Consider the following 14,090-nt stretch of genomic DNA (forward strand, 5'->3'; position numbering starts at 1 on the left):
AACATCATTCTGAAAAGCCCGTTTTCAGGATACTCAAACAATGTTGCTGTCAGATAAAAAGATTGGCTGGCTAATTTAGCCAGCTCAACCCAACTTTGCAAGAAAAATATGCGACTAATTAGCCTTGGCGCTGTTTGTGCTTAGGCTCTGCATTGCAAATCACACGAACGATACCGTTACGTTTAACAATTTTGCAATTGCGGCATAATTTCTTGACGGAAGCACGAACTTTCATTTTTACTCTCCGTAACTTCTCAAGCAAACCAATTAGCGGTTATATCCTTTCAGGTTTGCCTTCTTCAATGCAGACTCATATTGACTCGACATCATCAGAGTTTGCACTTGAGCCATAAAGTCCATGATGACGACGACTACAATCAGTAAAGAAGTACCACCAAAATAGAATGGAACTTTCATTGCATCACGCATGAACTCCGGGATTAAGCAGATAAAAGTAATATATAACGCACCAATTAAGGTTAGACGAGTCATTACTTTATCAATGTACTTAGCCGTTTGCTCTCCCGGACGAATTCCTGGTACGAATGCACCAGACTTCTTCAGGTTATCTGCTGTTTCTCTTGGATTGAAAACCAAAGCCGTGTAGAAGAAACAGAAGAAGATGATTGCAGAAGCGTATAATAACACATAAAGCGGTTGACCTGGTTGCAAATACATAGAAATAGTTGTCAACCAATTCCAGCCTGTTCCCCCTCCGAACCAAGAAGCTATGGTACCGGGGAACAAAATAATACTGGAAGCAAAAATTGCAGGGATAACCCCAGCCATATTCACTTTCAACGGCAAATGTGTACTTTGTGCCGCAAAAACTTTACGACCTTGCTGACGTTTTGCATAGTTAACAACGATACGACGTTGACCACGCTCAATGAAAACAACGAAGAAAGTTACGGCAAATACTAATACTGCAACCAACAGCAACAGGAGGAAGTGCAGGTCGCCTTGCCGAGCTTGCTCGATGGTGTGACCAATTGCAGGCGGTAGACCCGCAACGATACCAGCAAAGATTATGATTGAAATACCGTTACCGATACCTCGCTCAGTAATCTGCTCACCCAACCACATCAAGAACATGGTTCCCGTGACCAGACTTACAACAGCCGTGAAATAGAATGCAACGCCAGGATTAATAACTAATCCTTGCATCCCAGGCATATTCGGCAACCCAGTAGCAATACCGATTGACTGGAATATTGCCAGCACCAATGTGCCATAACGGGTGTACTGACTGATCTTACGACGACCAGCTTCCCCTTCCTTCTTAATCTCTGCTAAACGGGGGTTAACCACAGTTAACAACTGGATAATAATAGATGCAGAAATATACGGCATTATACCCAGTGCAAAGATAGAAGCACGGCTTAAAGCACCACCAGAGAACATGTTAAACATTTCAATGATGGTGCCTCTTTGCTGCTCGAGCAATTTGGCAAGCACAGCGGCATCAATACCAGGGATTGGAATAAAAGAGCCAATACGGAAAACAATTAGAGCTCCAATGACAAACAAAAGTCTGCGTTTTAACTCGCCTAATCCGCCTTTGGCACTTTGAAAATCTAATCCTGGTTGTTTAGCCATCTGTTACTTATTCCTCAATTTTACCGCCAGCAGCTTCAATTGCAGCACGGGCGCCTTTAGTAACACGCAAGCCACGCACAGTTACTGCGCGATTGACTTCGCCAGAAAGCATTACTTTTGCGAATTCAATTTGAGGGCCAATAATGTTAGCAGCTTTCAGTGCATTCAGATCGATAACATCGCCTTCAACGCGAGCAAAATCAGACAGACGAATTTCTGCGGTGACCATTGCCTTACGTGAAGTAAAACCAAATTTTGGCAGACGACGGTATAAAGGCATCTGGCCACCTTCAAAACCACGACGAACGCCACCGCCAGAACGAGACTTCTGACCTTTGTGACCACGACCGCCGGTTTTACCCAGACCAGAACCAATACCACGACCTACACGTTTAGGTGCGTGCTTGGCACCTTCAGCCGGAGACAGAGTATTTAAGCGCATCTGTTACTCCTCAACTTTAACCATATAGGAAACCAAGTTGACCATACCGCGAATAGCTGGTGTATCTTCACGCTCAACAGTATGCCCAATGCGACGCAGACCTAAACCAGTCAGAGTTGCCTTATGCTTAGGCAAACGACCAATTGAACTGCGAACCTGAGTGATTTTAATAGTCTTAGCCATGGTCATTACCCCAGAATTTCTTCGACGGATTTGCCACGCTTAGCTGCGACCATTTCTGGAGACTTCATGCTGTCTAAAGCGTCCAGGGTTGCACGAACCACATTAATCGGGTTAGTGGAACCGTAGGTTTTAGCCAGTACGTTACGAACTCCAGCCACTTCCAAGACAGCACGCATCGCACCACCGGCGATGATACCTGTACCTTCGTGAGCAGGCTGCATGAACACGCGAGAACCGGTGTGTGAGCCTTTCACTGGATGGTACAGAGTGCCGCTGTTAAGTGCGACGTTTTTCATATTGCGACGTGCTTTTTCCATCGCTTTCTGGATTGCTGCCGGAACTTCGCGTGCTTTGCCGTAGCCAAAACCAACGCGACCGTTACCATCACCAACTACAGTCAGTGCTGTAAAGCTGAAAATGCGGCCACCTTTAACGGTTTTAGATACGCGGTTTACCGCGATCAGCTTTTCCTGCAGTTCGCCAGCTTGTTTTTCGATGTGAGCCATCTTACACCTCTACCTTAGAACTGAAGGCCAGCTTCACGGGCAGCATCTGCCAGTGCCTGGACTCTACCATGATATTGGAAACCAGAACGGTCAAAGGATACATCTTTGATGCCTTTTTCCAGAGCACGTTCAGCAACAATCTTACCAACTAATGCTGCGGCTTCTTTGTTTCCAGTAAATTTCAGTTGTTCACTGATAGCTTTTTCTGTTGTAGAAGCGGCCACCAGAGTTTCAGAACCATTTGGTGCAATAACCTGCGCATAAATATGTCGAGGGGTACGATGTACCACCAAGCGAGTCGCACCCAGTTCTTTGAGCTTGCGGCGTGCGCGGGTCGCACGACGGATACGAGCTGCTTTCTTATCCATAGTGTTACCTTACTTCTTCTTAGCCTCTTTGGTACGCACGACTTCATCGGCGTAACGAACACCCTTGCCTTTATATGGCTCAGGACGACGATAGGCACGCAAATCTGCCGCAACCTGACCAATCACCTGCTTATCAGCACCTTTCAGTACGATTTCAGTTTGTGATGGGCATTCCGCAGTTATGCCTGCTGGCAGCTGATGCTCAACCGGATGCGAGAAGCCTAAAGACAAGCTAACTGCGTTGCCTTTAACTGCTGCACGATAACCAACACCAACCAGCTGAAGTTTCTTAGTGAAACCTTCGTTAACACCAATAACCATAGCGTTCAGCAGAGAACGAGTTGTACCTGCCTGCGCCCAAGCGTCAGCAAAACCTTCGCGCGGAGCGAAAGTCAGTTGGCTATCCGCATGATTAACTTCAACTGCGTTGTGGATTTTACGACTTAGCTCGCCGTTTTTACCCTTAATCGAAATAACCTGACCGTCGAGTTTAACCTCTACGCCGGCAGGAATGACGACGGGTGCTTTTGCAACACGAGACATTCTTTCCTCCCGAATTAAGCTACGTAGCAGAGAATCTCGCCACCCAGACCAGCCTGGCGAGCTGCACGATCAGTCATTACACCTTTAGAGGTAGAAACAACAGCGATTCCCAAACCAGCCATAACTTGTGGCAGCTCATCTTTTTTCTTATAGATGCGCAGACTTGGGCGGCTTACACGCTGAATGCTTTCTACAACAGCCTTACCTTGGAAATACTTCAGAGTGACTTCCAGTTCTGGCTTAGTGTCGCCTTCGATTTTAAAATCTTCAATGTAACCTTCTTCCTTCAGCACCTTGGCAATTGCCACTTTCAGCTTGGAGGAAGGCATGGTGACCGCAACTTTATTCGCGGCCTGACCGTTACGGATACGGGTCAGCATATCCGCGATCGGATCTTGCATGCTCATCTGTCTTTACTCCCGTGATTCAATTGGTGACAATTACCAGCTAGCCTTTTTAAGGCCCGGGATTTCACCGCGCATAGCGGCTTCACGGACTTTAATACGGCTCAACCCAAACTTCCGCAAAAATGCATGCGGACGCCCAGTTTGACGGCAGCGGTTACGCTGACGGCAAGGGCTGGAATCACGTGGCAGTGTTTGCAGTTTAAGAACAGCATTCCAACGGTCTTCATCAGATGCGTTTACATCAGAGATGATCGCTTTCAGTTCAACGCGTTTTGCGAAGAATTTCTCAGCTAATTTCGCACGTTTTACATCACGTGCTTTCATTGATTGCTTAGCCATGAGTACCCTGCCTTACTTGCGGAACGGGAAGTTAAACGCAGCCAACAGTGCGCGGCCTTCATCATCAGATTTCGCAGTAGTGGTGATAGTAATATCCAAACCACGTACGCGATCCACTTTATCGTAATCGACTTCAGGGAAGATGATTTGCTCACGAACACCCATGCTGTAGTTACCACGACCATCGAATGATTTAGCGGACAAACCACGGAAGTCACGGATACGTGGTACAGCAATAGAAATCAGGCGCTCAAAGAACTCCCACATGCGTTTTCCACGCAGGGTTACTTTACAGCCGATTGGATAGCCCTGACGGATTTTGAAGCCTGCAACTGATTTGCGTGCTTTGGTGATCAATGGCTTCTGACCAGAGATTGCTGCCAAGTCAGCCGCTGCGTTATCCAGCAGTTTTTTATCAGCAATTGCTTCACCAACACCCATGTTCAGGGTGATCTTCTCGACCCGAGGGACTTGCATGACAGAATGGTAACCAAACTGAGTCATCAGTTTTTTGACTACCTCGTCTTTGTAGTAATCATGCAGTTTCGCCATCGTATACTCCAAATTACTTGATAGTTTCGTTGTTAGATTTGAAGAAACGCACTTTTTTGCCATCTTCGAATCTAAAACCTACACGGTCAGCCTTGCCGGTTGCTGCGTTGAAGATTGCAACGTTAGAAACATCAATAGCTGCTTCTTTTTCAACGATGCCACCTGGTTGGTTCAGAGCCGGAACTGGCTTCTGATGTTTTTTTACCAGGTTGATGCCTTCAACAATAACTTTACCAGAAGAAAGAACCTGTTTTACTTTACCGCGCTTGCCTTTGTCTTTACCAGTCAGCACGATAATTTCGTCATCACGACGGATTTTCGCTGCCATAGCCTGCTCCTTAGAGTACTTCAGGTGCCAGAGAGATAATTTTCATGAACTTTTCATTACGAAGTTCACGAGTCACCGGCCCAAAAATACGCGTACCGATAACTTGCTCACTATTGTTGTTCAACAATACGCAAGCGTTGCTATCGAAGCGAATGACAGAACCGTCCGGGCGACGAACACCCTTCTTGGTGCGCACCACTACCGCTTTCAGGACATCACCTTTTTTCACTTTACCGCGAGGAATTGCTTCCTTGATAGTGATCTTGATGATGTCACCGACATGTGCGTAGCGACGGTGCGAGCCACCTAGAACCTTGATACACATTACGCGACGTGCACCGGAGTTGTCGGCCACGTTCAGCATAGTCTGTTCTTGGATCATTTTAGTGCTCCGCTAAATGTCAACTACTACTGAGCCACTTTATTTTAAAGAGGCCGTTTCAATATCCCATACTACGAGGGCGCGGCATTATAACACCACATCTTCGCGATGGACAGAAAAATAAACGGCCCCGTTATTTTTTGGGCCGTTTATTTTGTACGATACAGCGATCTATTATAGAACCGCTTTCTCTACGACGCGAACTAAAGTCCAAGATTTAGTCTTAGACAGTGGACGGGTTTCGCGGATTTCCACTACATCGCCAATTCCACATTCATTGTTCTCGTCATGTACGTGCAGTTTAGTCGTACGTTTGATGAACTTACCATACAATGGGTGTTTCACCTTACGCTCAATAGCAACAACAATGGATTTTTCCATTTTGTCGCTAATAACACGACCTTGCAGAGTACGGATTTTATCGGTCATTACGCACCCGCCTTCTCAGTCAGTAAAGTCTTAACGCGTGCAATATTACGACGCACTTGTTTCAACAGGTGAGACTGTTGCAGCTGGCCACTTGCCGCCTGCATACGCAGATTGAATTGTTCACGTAACAGGTTCAGCAGCTCAGTGTTCAGCTCTTCAACGCTTTTTTCGCGCAGCTCTTGTGCTTTCATTACATCACCGTCTTAGTTACAAAGGTGGTTTTGATAGGCAGTTTCGCTGCTGCCAGCTTGAATGCTTCACGAGCCAGCTCTTCAGGCACACCGTCCATTTCATACAGGACCTTACCGGGCTGGATCAAGGCAACCCAGTATTCTACGTTACCTTTACCTTTACCCATACGCACTTCGAGTGGCTTTTCGGTGATAGGTTTGTCTGGGAACACACGGATCCAGATTTTACCTTGACGTTTAATTGCACGGGTCATAGCACGACGTGCCGCTTCGATCTGACGAGCAGTCAGACGACCACGGCCCACAGCTTTCAGACCGAAAGTGCCGAAGCTAACATCCGCACCTGCAGCCAGACCACGGTTGCGGCCTTTGTGCACTTTACGGAATTTCGTACGCTTTGGTTGTAACATCAGCGACTCTCCTTACTTGCGGCCTTTACGCTGCTGCTTTTTAGGTTGAGCAGCCGGTTTTTCCGCCTGTTCAACTGCAGCCATACCACCCAAGATCTCACCTTTGAAGATCCATACCTTAACGCCGATTACACCATAAGTGGTGTGCGCTTCAGAAGTATTGTAGTCGATGTCTGCACGCAGAGTATGCAGAGGTACACGACCTTCACGATACCACTCAGTACGTGCAATTTCAGCACCGCCCAGACGGCCGCTGACTTCCACTTTGATACCTTTAGCGCCCAAACGCATAGCGTTCTGTACAGCACGTTTCATAGCACGGCGGAACATTACACGACGTTCCAGCTGTGAACTGATGCTGTCAGCAACCAATTTTGCGTCCAGTTCAGGTTTACGTACTTCGGCAATATTGATCTGCGCAGGAACGCCAGCGATATCCGCTACAGCCTTACGCAATTTTTCAACGTCTTCACCTTTTTTACCGATTACAATGCCTGGACGAGCAGTGTGAATGGTTACACGGATGCTTTTCGCAGGACGTTCGATAACGATACGTGAAATAGATGCTTTAACCAGTTCTTTGTTCAAGTACTGGCGAACTTTAAAGTCGCTGTCCAGGTTGTCAGCGAATTCTTTGGTATTCGCATACCAGGTAGAGTTCCAAGGTTTGACAATACCCAGACGAATACCATTAGGATGTACTTTCTGACCCATTGCTAGTCTCCAGAGTCTCAGCGATCGGACACAACCACAGTAATGTGGCTGGTGCGCTTCAGGATACGATCTGCGCGGCCTTTGGCACGAGGCATAATACGCTTCATAGTTGGGCCTTCGTCTACGAAAATTTTCGTGACTTTCAGATCATCGATGTCAGCGCCATCGTTGTGTTCTGCGTTAGCAATAGCAGACTCAAGTACTTTCTTCACTAAACCAGCAGCTTTTTTGTTGGTATAGGTCAGAGTTTCCAGAGCTTGCGACACTTTCTTACCGCGGATCAGGTCAGCCACAAGGCGAACCTTCTGAGCAGAAGAACGAGCGTGGCGATGTTTAGCGATAGTTTCCATCTCTTCCTCCTACCTTAGCGCTTTTTAGCCTTTTTATCGGCCGCATGGCCGCGATAAGTACGGGTCGGCGCGAATTCACCCAGTTTATGACCAACCATTTCGTCGGAAACAAAAACTGGTACATGCTGACGACCATTATGGACCGCGATGGTCAAACCGATCATGTTAGGAAAGATCGTTGAACGACGGGACCAAGTCTTAATAGGCTTTTTGTCTCCGCTTTCCACCGCTTTCTCTACCTTCTTCAGCAAGTGCAGGTCAATAAATGGACCTTTCTTGAGAGAACGTGGCATGGTTTATCCTCTAATTATTTTTTAGAACGGCGACGTACGATATATTTATCAGTACGTTTGTTGCTACGGGTCTTCTTACCTTTGGTCTGGATGCCCCATGGAGTTACAGGGTGTTTACCAAAGTTACGACCTTCACCACCACCATGTGGATGGTCTACTGGGTTCATCGCCGTACCACGAACGGTAGGACGAATACCACGCCAGCGGCTTGCACCAGCTTTACCCAGAACGCGCAGCATATGTTCTGCGTTACCAACTTCACCTAAAGTAGCACGGCAATCAGACAGTACTTTACGCATTTCACCAGAACGCAGACGCAGGGTCACATAAGAACCATCACGTGCAACGATCTGAGCATAAGCACCTGCTGAACGAGCCAACTGGCCACCTTTACCTGGTTTCATTTCTATGTTGTGAACAGTAGAACCAACCGGAATGTTGCGCATTGGCAAGGCGTTACCGGTCTTGATCGCTGAATCAGCACCAGACTGGATTTGATCACCCGCTTTCAGGCCTTTAGGCGCAAGGATGTAACGACGCTCACCGTCTTTGTACAGAACCAGTGCGATGTTTGCTGAACGGTTTGGATCATATTCCAGACGCTCAACAACAGCAGGGATACCATCTTTATTACGTTTAAAGTCAATCAGACGATAATGCTGTTTATGGCCACCACCAATGTGACGAGTGGTAATACGACCATTGTTGTTACGACCACCAGTTTTGTTGTTTTTTTCCAACAACGGAGCATAAGGTTTACCCTTATGCAGCTCAGGGTTAACCACTTTAACAACGTGGCGACGGCCCGGAGACGTAGGTTTACATTTAACAACTGCCATTGTTCTTTACTCCTCCGACTTACTCAGCGCCGCCAACGAAGTCCAGGTTCTGGCCTTCTTTCAAGGTGACGTAAGCCTTTTTCCAGTCGCTACGACGACCAATACGCTGTCCGTGGCGTTTAACTTTACCTTTAACCAGCAAAGTGTTTACACCTTCAACTTCAACTTCAAACAGTTTCTGTACGGCAGCTTTGATCTCTGCTTTAGTCGCGTCTTTCGCAACTTTGAGAACGATGGTGTTGCTTTTCTCCATCGCTGTAGAAGCTTTTTCAGATACGTGCGGCGCGCGCAGTACTTTCAGCAGACGTTCTTCACGGATCATGCCAGCATCTCCTCAACTTGCTTCACAGCTTCAGCAGTCATAACCACTTTGTCGAAGGCAATCAGGCTTACAGGATCAATACCTGCTGTATCACGAACGTCAACCTTGTACAGGTTACGAGCAGCTAAGAACAGATTCTCATCAACTTCGCTAGTGACGATCAGCACGTCTTCCAGAGCCATTTCTTTTAGTTTCTGTACCAGCAACTTAGTTTTAGGTGCTTCAACAGAGAACTTCTCGACAACGATCAGACGATCTTGACGTACCAGTTCAGACAGGATGCTTTTCAGAGCACCACGGTACATCTTCTTATTAACTTTTTGACTGTGGTCCTGTGGTTTCGCTGCAAAAGTTACACCACCAGAGCGCCAAATTGGACTCTTAATAGAACCAGAACGCGCACGGCCAGTGCCTTTCTGACGCCATGGTTTTTTACCTGAACCAGAAACTTCAGCACGAGTTTTCTGAGCACGAGTACCTTGACGAGCACCAGCTGCATACGCAACAACTACTTGATGCACAAGCGCTTCATTGAAATCACGCCCGAAGGTAGTTTCGGAAACAGTCAGCGCGCTTTGCGCGTCTTTCATTACCAATTCCATTCCTATCTCCTTGACGTTACGCCTTGACAGCCGGTTTTACGATCAGGTTACTGTTCGTTGCACCTGGAACAGCACCTTTGACCAGCAGCAGGTTACGCTCAGCGTCAACACGTACTACATCTAAGCTCTGAACGGTTACGCGCTCATTACCCAGTTGGCCTGCCATTTTCTTGCCTTTAAACACTTTGCCCGGAGTCTGGTTCTGACCGATAGAACCCGGAACACGGTGAGACAAGGAATTACCATGGGTAGCATCTTGAGTACGGAAGTTCCAGCGTTTAACAGTACCCGCGAAACCTTTACCTTTAGATGTACCAGTAACGTCAACTTTTTTAACATCAGCGAAAATTTCAACGCTAATGCTTTGACCTACAGTGAATTCAGCATCGTCTTCTGACAGGCGGAATTCACGCAGAATGCGGCCAGCTTCAACGCCAGCTTTAGCGAAATGACCTGCTTCAGCTTTCTTAACACGACTAGCTTTTTTGCTACCAGTCGTTACCTGAATTGCACGATAACCGTCAGTCTCTTTGTTTTTAACTTGAGTTACACGGTTATTTTCGATTTCGATAACAGTTACAGGGATTGAAACGCCATCTTCAGTGAAGATGCGAGTCATGCCCACTTTTTTACCGACTAAACCAATCATTGTTTCAACCTCTCAATCGTTCAATGACCTGATTAACCCAGGCTGATCTGCACATCTACACCGGCAGCCAGATCCAGACGCATCAGAGCATCAACGGTTTTCTCGGTTGGCTCAACGATGTCAACCAGACGTTTGTGAGTGCGAATTTCGTACTGATCACGCGCATCTTTATTTACGTGTGGAGAAATCAGAACGGTAAAACGCTCTTTACGAGTCGGCAGAGGGATCGGACCACGAACCTGCGCACCAGTGCGCTTCGCAGTCTCTACGATTTCCGCAGTTGATTGATCGATCAAACGATGATCAAATGCTTTCAGGCGGATACGGATTCTTTGGTTCTGCATGAGACCAGAGCTCCAACTATTTTATAAACGTAAATGATTACTCCTCACACCCATTTCGGTTGATGGGAGAGCGTAATCGTTCTGTGCATAACCCCCATATCGGAGGTATTTTAAATGGCGGTTATTTATCAACCGCTCATTACTGATAATAAATCAGTCCTACTCTGTGTAGGTAAGCCCGCGCATTATACGTGAATTTACCCACAAAGCAATATTAAGAGTGAAATCTATGCAAAAAGTACATACTAGAAAGAGGAAAGTAAGAAAGAAAATGGAAGAAAACGCCCTATATACATCAAATTATAGGGCGACAAAATTATAGCTATTCTTCTTCACTAAGCTGAGATTGAATGTAATTTTGTATTCCAATTCTAGTTATCAGTTCAAGTTGAGTTTCCAACCAATCAATATGATTTTCTTCATCAGCAAGCACCTCTATCATCAAGTCTCTACTAACATAATCATGAACTGAATCGGCATATGCGATTGCTTCTCTGAGATCTTTTGCACCACGTAATTCTAATTCCAGATCAGATAGCAGCATTTCTTCCACATCTTCCCCGATATTGAGTTTGCCTAAATCTTGTAGATTTGGCACCCCTTCCAGAAAAAGAATACGTTCAATAAATTTATCTGCGTGCTTCATCTCATCAATGGACTCGTGATACTCGACATCATTCAAACGTATCAATCCCCAGTTCTTAAACATTCGAGCATGCAAGAAATATTGATTGATGGCGACAAGTTCATTGCCGAGAAGTTTATTAAAATATGCAATTATTTTTTTATCACCTTTCATAGCAAGGTCCTCCGCTTCCAGTAACTAAAGTGTAGTACTAATTTGGCAGAGTAATTGCAAGAAAATTGTGCTTATTTTAGGCAACATTATTTATTGGAGGTAGTAGGGCAATTTCCTCATTCATGATTTCACGTGCTTGACGTATACATTTTCCGCAGTCGCTTCCTACAGGAACAAAATTCCTCAACTCTCTGATAGAGCGAATATGTTGCTGATGAACAGCATTACGTATGGTTTTATCGCTTATTGCATTGCAGAGACAAACATACATGGAAGCACTCTTCTAACTATTTACACACTTTTGATGACTATTTAGGTCGGATAAAAACCCCATACCCAAAATTTATCCACGCTTATAAAATAAACGAAACCCCGCAATAGTAAATAGAAATAAATATCATTTCAATTATTGTTTTTATTTTGTTGAGTAACAAAAAAACCACCAATTTCGGTGGCTCAAAATACAAAAAGAGGAGCTAAGGCTCCTCTTTCTCATAATCTTTTGATAACTAAAGATTAAGCAATGACTTTAGCAACAACACCGGCGCCTACAGTACGGCCACCTTCACGGATGGCGAAACGCAGACCTTCGTCCATTGCGATTGGGGCAATCAGGTTAACTACCATGTTGATGTTGTCACCTGGCATTACCATCTCTACGCCTTCTGGCAGTTCGATAGTACCGGTTACGTCAGTGGTACGGAAGTAGAACTGTGGACGGTAACCTTTGAAGAATGGGGTATGACGGCCACCTTCATCTTTGCTCAGGATATACACTTCAGATTCGAACTGAGTGTGTGGGTGGATAGAACCCGGCTTCGCCAGAACCTGACCACGCTCAACGTCGTCACGCTTAGTACCACGCAGCAGAACACCCACGTTCTCACCCGCACGGCCTTCGTCCAGCAGTTTGCGGAACATTTCAACACCGGTACACGTGGTTTTAGTGGTTTCTTTGATACCCACGATTTCAACTTCGTCACCGACTTTAACGATACCACGCTCTACACGACCGGTTACTACAGTACCACGGCCGGAGATGGAGAATACGTCTTCGATTGGCAGCAGGAATGGCTTGTCAATGTCACGCTCTGGTTCTGGAATGTAAGTATCCAGTGCTTCAGCCAGTTCGATAACTTTCGCTTCCCACTCTGCGTCGCCTTCCAGCGCTTTCAGCGCAGAACCGCGGATAATTGGGGTGTCGTCGCCTGGGAAATCGTACTGAGACAGCAGCTCACGCACTTCCATTTCGACCAGTTCCAGCAGCTCTTCATCATCAACCATGTCACATTTGTTCAGGAACACGATGATGTAAGGAACGCCTACCTGACGACCCAGCAGGATGTGCTCACGAGTCTGTGGCATTGGGCCATCAGTTGCAGCAACAACCAGGATCGCGCCGTCCATCTGAGCTGCACCGGTGATCATGTTTTTCACATAGTCGGCGTGGCCTGGGCAGTCAACGTGTGCGTAGTGACGAGTTGGAGTATCGTATTCTACGTGAGAAGTAGAGATGGTGATACCACGTGCTTTTTCTTCTGGCGCGTTGTCGATCTGGTCGAATGCACGCGCGCTACCACCGTAAGTTTTTGCCAGAACGGTAGTGATTGCAGCAGTCAGGGTAGTTTTACCGTGGTCAACGTGGCCGATAGTACCAACGTTAACGTGCGGTTTTGAACGTTCAAACTTTTCTTTAGACATTAGGTTGTCCCTCTAAGACACGGAATCGGTGGTTTCACCACATCAACCAAGCAATCGCTTGCGAGATATTTACAGGAAGAAAATCAGGAAGTAACAACAGGAGAAGTGGTGCTGATAGGCAGATTCGAACTGCCGACCTCACCCTTACCAAGGGTGTGCTCTACCAACTGAGCTATATCAGCACATCTTGGAGCGGGCAGCGGGAATCGAACCCGCATCATCAGCTTGGAAGGCTGAGGTAATAGCCATTATACGATGCCCGCGTGAACTCGGCTACCTGACTTTAATCAGCTGTATACTATATCTTAAGTGTTTTTTCTAGAGTATAACTCGAGCTGAACACTCAAGATCGAAACTGGTTAATGGTGGTGGGGGAAGGATTCGAACCTTCGAAGTCTGTGACGGCAGATTTACAGTCTGCTCCCTTTGGCCGCTCGGGAACCCCACCTTTCCAAATTTTTAATGGTGCCGGCACCAAGAGTCGAACTCGGGACCTACTGATTACAAGTCAGTTGCTCTACCAACTGAGCTATGCCGGCATCAAGTGCTGCGCATTCTAGAAAGAGTTGGCCCACGATGCAACAAAAAAATTGTTTTTTTTGTTCTTTTGCTCACAAAACAATCTCTTTTAGTGCTTCTGGTGTTTTTTTCAATAGTTTCAGATTAAATATCCAACAAGAAACTCTTGTACAGGAAGAACCAATAAATACATCTGCCAATTATTTTTTTAAAATTATTTGTATCACACTTGTCTCTATCTTTATAAAAGAAAGAAACTGACGGTCATAATAGACTCAG

General features: G+C 46.1%; 26 protein-coding genes and 4 tRNA genes. All 30 read right to left on the reverse strand.

The annotated features are described in order from the left end of the window. Positions 1-118 precede the first annotated feature (118 nt). Positions 119-235 (reverse strand): 50S ribosomal protein L36, encoded by a 117-nt coding sequence (gene rpmJ / locus ACSJJG_RS18990; protein ID WP_045968063.1) that lies wholly within the window; start codon positions 233-235, stop codon positions 119-121. Between the two features lie 32 nt (positions 236-267). Further along, entirely contained in the window at positions 268-1,599 is a 1,332-nt protein-coding gene (gene secY / locus ACSJJG_RS18995) for a preprotein translocase subunit SecY (RefSeq protein ID WP_481090229.1), read from the reverse strand. A gap of 7 nt (positions 1,600-1,606) precedes the next feature. Next, on the reverse strand, positions 1,607-2,041 hold the full coding sequence (gene rplO / locus ACSJJG_RS19000) for a 50S ribosomal protein L15 (RefSeq protein WP_045960137.1): 435 nt from the start codon (positions 2,039-2,041) through the stop codon (positions 1,607-1,609). A gap of 3 nt (positions 2,042-2,044) precedes the next feature. Next, positions 2,045-2,224, reverse strand: a complete 180-nt coding sequence (gene rpmD / locus ACSJJG_RS19005) for a 50S ribosomal protein L30 (RefSeq protein WP_045968059.1) — start codon at positions 2,222-2,224, stop codon at positions 2,045-2,047. Between the two features lie 5 nt (positions 2,225-2,229). Continuing rightward, positions 2,230-2,730, reverse strand: coding sequence for a 30S ribosomal protein S5 (rpsE, locus tag ACSJJG_RS19010; RefSeq protein WP_047771698.1), 501 nt, complete (start codon positions 2,728-2,730; stop codon positions 2,230-2,232). A gap of 14 nt (positions 2,731-2,744) precedes the next feature. Next, positions 2,745-3,098 (reverse strand): 50S ribosomal protein L18, encoded by a 354-nt coding sequence (gene rplR / locus ACSJJG_RS19015; RefSeq protein ID WP_047771700.1) that lies wholly within the window; start codon positions 3,096-3,098, stop codon positions 2,745-2,747. Positions 3,099-3,107: 9 nt separating this feature from the next. Next, positions 3,108-3,641: a 50S ribosomal protein L6 gene (rplF, locus tag ACSJJG_RS19020; protein ID WP_047771701.1), complete on the reverse strand. Its 534-nt coding sequence runs from the start codon at positions 3,639-3,641 to the stop codon at positions 3,108-3,110. A 14-nt stretch (positions 3,642-3,655) separates the two neighbouring features. After that, positions 3,656-4,048, reverse strand: coding sequence for a 30S ribosomal protein S8 (gene rpsH, locus ACSJJG_RS19025; protein ID WP_038269618.1), 393 nt, complete (start codon positions 4,046-4,048; stop codon positions 3,656-3,658). 33 nt (positions 4,049-4,081) lie between these two features. Next, positions 4,082-4,387, reverse strand: a complete 306-nt coding sequence (gene rpsN, locus ACSJJG_RS19030) for a 30S ribosomal protein S14 (protein WP_010847489.1) — start codon at positions 4,385-4,387, stop codon at positions 4,082-4,084. Between the two features lie 12 nt (positions 4,388-4,399). After that, positions 4,400-4,939 (reverse strand): 50S ribosomal protein L5, encoded by a 540-nt coding sequence (gene rplE / locus ACSJJG_RS19035; protein ID WP_189760123.1) that lies wholly within the window; start codon positions 4,937-4,939, stop codon positions 4,400-4,402. A gap of 13 nt (positions 4,940-4,952) precedes the next feature. Next, positions 4,953-5,267, reverse strand: coding sequence for a 50S ribosomal protein L24 (gene rplX / locus ACSJJG_RS19040; RefSeq protein WP_481090230.1), 315 nt, complete (start codon positions 5,265-5,267; stop codon positions 4,953-4,955). Positions 5,268-5,277: 10 nt separating this feature from the next. Continuing rightward, positions 5,278-5,649, reverse strand: coding sequence for a 50S ribosomal protein L14 (gene rplN, locus ACSJJG_RS19045; protein ID WP_010847486.1), 372 nt, complete (start codon positions 5,647-5,649; stop codon positions 5,278-5,280). 174 nt (positions 5,650-5,823) lie between these two features. Continuing rightward, positions 5,824-6,078, reverse strand: a complete 255-nt coding sequence (gene rpsQ / locus ACSJJG_RS19050; protein WP_038240484.1) for a 30S ribosomal protein S17 — start codon at positions 6,076-6,078, stop codon at positions 5,824-5,826. Beyond that, complete coding sequence (gene rpmC / locus ACSJJG_RS19055; RefSeq protein WP_010847484.1) at positions 6,078-6,269, reverse strand: 50S ribosomal protein L29; 192 nt, start codon at positions 6,267-6,269, stop codon at positions 6,078-6,080. The genes rpsQ and rpmC overlap by 1 nt, the downstream gene beginning before the upstream one ends. After that, positions 6,269-6,679 (reverse strand): 50S ribosomal protein L16, encoded by a 411-nt coding sequence (gene rplP / locus ACSJJG_RS19060; protein ID WP_012990491.1) that lies wholly within the window; start codon positions 6,677-6,679, stop codon positions 6,269-6,271. The genes rpmC and rplP overlap by 1 nt, the downstream gene beginning before the upstream one ends. A 12-nt stretch (positions 6,680-6,691) precedes the next feature. Beyond that, on the reverse strand, positions 6,692-7,393 hold the full coding sequence (rpsC, locus tag ACSJJG_RS19065) for a 30S ribosomal protein S3 (protein WP_010847482.1): 702 nt from the start codon (positions 7,391-7,393) through the stop codon (positions 6,692-6,694). A gap of 17 nt (positions 7,394-7,410) precedes the next feature. Beyond that, positions 7,411-7,743: a 50S ribosomal protein L22 gene (rplV, locus tag ACSJJG_RS19070; protein ID WP_010847481.1), complete on the reverse strand. Its 333-nt coding sequence runs from the start codon at positions 7,741-7,743 to the stop codon at positions 7,411-7,413. 14 nt (positions 7,744-7,757) lie between these two features. Next, positions 7,758-8,036 (reverse strand): 30S ribosomal protein S19, encoded by a 279-nt coding sequence (rpsS, locus tag ACSJJG_RS19075; RefSeq protein WP_011148791.1) that lies wholly within the window; start codon positions 8,034-8,036, stop codon positions 7,758-7,760. Between the two features lie 14 nt (positions 8,037-8,050). Next, positions 8,051-8,875, reverse strand: coding sequence for a 50S ribosomal protein L2 (gene rplB, locus ACSJJG_RS19080; RefSeq protein ID WP_481090231.1), 825 nt, complete (start codon positions 8,873-8,875; stop codon positions 8,051-8,053). Between the two features lie 19 nt (positions 8,876-8,894). After that, positions 8,895-9,197, reverse strand: a complete 303-nt coding sequence (rplW, locus tag ACSJJG_RS19085) for a 50S ribosomal protein L23 (RefSeq protein WP_038269605.1) — start codon at positions 9,195-9,197, stop codon at positions 8,895-8,897. Further along, on the reverse strand, positions 9,194-9,799 hold the full coding sequence (gene rplD, locus ACSJJG_RS19090; protein WP_099133064.1) for a 50S ribosomal protein L4: 606 nt from the start codon (positions 9,797-9,799) through the stop codon (positions 9,194-9,196). Before rplD ends, rplW begins: the two co-directional genes overlap by 4 nt. Positions 9,800-9,815: 16 nt before the next feature. Continuing rightward, complete coding sequence (gene rplC / locus ACSJJG_RS19095) at positions 9,816-10,448, reverse strand: 50S ribosomal protein L3 (RefSeq protein WP_189760120.1); 633 nt, start codon at positions 10,446-10,448, stop codon at positions 9,816-9,818. A 32-nt stretch (positions 10,449-10,480) separates the two neighbouring features. After that, positions 10,481-10,792 carry a 30S ribosomal protein S10 gene (gene rpsJ, locus ACSJJG_RS19100; RefSeq protein ID WP_001181005.1) on the reverse strand — a complete coding sequence of 104 codons (312 nt, stop codon included), beginning with the start codon at positions 10,790-10,792 and terminating at the stop codon, positions 10,481-10,483. Between the two features lie 322 nt (positions 10,793-11,114). Continuing rightward, complete coding sequence (gene bfr, locus ACSJJG_RS19105) at positions 11,115-11,591, reverse strand: bacterioferritin (RefSeq protein WP_481090232.1); 477 nt, start codon at positions 11,589-11,591, stop codon at positions 11,115-11,117. A 76-nt stretch (positions 11,592-11,667) separates the two neighbouring features. Then, positions 11,668-11,862 carry a bacterioferritin-associated ferredoxin gene (gene bfd / locus ACSJJG_RS19110; protein WP_193852279.1) on the reverse strand — a complete coding sequence of 65 codons (195 nt, stop codon included), beginning with the start codon at positions 11,860-11,862 and terminating at the stop codon, positions 11,668-11,670. Positions 11,863-12,107: 245 nt separating this feature from the next. Next, entirely contained in the window at positions 12,108-13,292 is a 1,185-nt protein-coding gene (gene tuf / locus ACSJJG_RS19115; protein WP_047770768.1) for an elongation factor Tu, read from the reverse strand. 106 nt (positions 13,293-13,398) lie between these two features. After that, positions 13,399-13,474, reverse strand: a tRNA-Thr gene (locus tag ACSJJG_RS19120). 6 nt (positions 13,475-13,480) lie between these two features. Then, positions 13,481-13,555: transfer RNA gene (locus tag ACSJJG_RS19125), tRNA-Gly, on the reverse strand. 100 nt (positions 13,556-13,655) lie between these two features. Further along, a tRNA-Tyr gene (locus tag ACSJJG_RS19130) sits at positions 13,656-13,740 on the reverse strand. A gap of 15 nt (positions 13,741-13,755) precedes the next feature. Continuing rightward, positions 13,756-13,831 (reverse strand) — tRNA-Thr (locus ACSJJG_RS19135). Positions 13,832-14,090 lie beyond the last annotated feature (259 nt).

This window comes from Xenorhabdus sp. SGI 60, from assembly GCF_056632175.1.